Consider the following 1,058-nt stretch of genomic DNA (forward strand, 5'->3'; position numbering starts at 1 on the left):
CAAATGCCTAACATTTGTACGCTTATCTGGGTAATGGGTAATAGGTAATGGGTAATAGGTAATGGGTAATAGGTAATAGGGGGAGCATGTCAGAAATGCCGAATATTTTTACCATTACTATAGCCCCGAAAAGCCAAGCTCTAATGGTACATAGTTGATCTGTTCTGCAACTAAGACCGGCTCAATAACAGAATTTTTGGTGTTTTGTCAAGTAGATCAATCATTTGTTCTGCAAATTTGACCTGCTCCCAGATTAGGACATTTCTAAACTCCGAAACCTAATCAATGGTTACTTTTGACTTCTGACTTCTCACTTGAGACTTGCCCGTAGCGCTATAATCCCTGGTATTTACTTGCAAAAACTGTAAGTTAGGAATCCTTAAGCACCTGCACAGCAAACTTGCCAGTCAGTTTTTTGATGTTCCAGCTATCCAATGGTTCAAGCTGGTTGCTACACCTAGCTTTACCCTGGCCTTTAGCCAGCAACAATGAGAGTTCGCTCAGCCAAATTACTAGCTCGGCAAGCCAGTTCCTCCACCACATAATCCTCAACCATAACCCCGACTAATAAACAGTTAACAACGGGGGCTGGCATCACATCTAATCTTAAAAAATTCGATGTCATGCCAGCTCCTAGACAGGTACCTAGCCGATTAGATTATAAACGGTCACAACCTACTTGGTTACTCCATCACAAACTATGGTTAGAGCACCCAAGTCGCAGCTGGGTTGACACTGAGCAACGATATCAAACTCCCCTAAGGAAGCATTTAACAACTCGATGACAGCATGATCCTGCTTCTCGACAGATTCAGGCAGGGAAGTGGTAGCTGAGAGTCCAAAAGCTTCTGGGTTATTTTGAACTTCGCTACGGAACTCAGCGTCAATACATGCCTGGTGCAGTACCTTTTCTAGAGTAGCATTTGACATTATATTACTCCTTTGTGCCCCTGATGGGTAGTAAGATTTACTATATGCTATTTGAGCATACACTTATTAGTGTATATATCATTACTCCTATGGTTCACTTTTTGACATTTCTTAACTTTTATCTGAAG

2 protein-coding genes are annotated in these 1,058 nt (G+C 41.7%); both read right to left on the minus strand.

The window, feature by feature from the left end; translation table 11 throughout:
* Positions 1–475: 475 nt before the first annotated feature.
* Entirely contained in the window at positions 476–625 is a 150-nt protein-coding gene (locus F6K37_RS44135) for a hypothetical protein (protein WP_154659639.1), read from the minus strand.
* A 50-nt stretch (positions 626–675) separates the two neighbouring features.
* Positions 676–930, minus strand: coding sequence for a cinnamycin family lantibiotic (locus F6K37_RS44140; protein WP_008178013.1), 255 nt, complete (start codon positions 928–930; stop codon positions 676–678).
* Positions 931–1,058 lie beyond the last annotated feature (128 nt).

Origin of the sequence: Moorena sp. SIO4E2 (genome assembly GCF_010671945.1) — a bacterium.
Classification (GTDB): domain Bacteria; phylum Cyanobacteriota; class Cyanobacteriia; order Cyanobacteriales; family Coleofasciculaceae; genus Moorena; species Moorena producens.

Coding starts and splice junctions, on each gene's coding strand:
- F6K37_RS44135 (WP_154659639.1), bottom strand. CDS start 625: ATGACATCGAATTTTTTAAGATTAGATGTGATGCCAGCCCCCGTTGTT.
- F6K37_RS44140 (WP_008178013.1), bottom strand. CDS start 930: ATGTCAAATGCTACTCTAGAAAAGGTACTGCACCAGGCATGTATTGAC.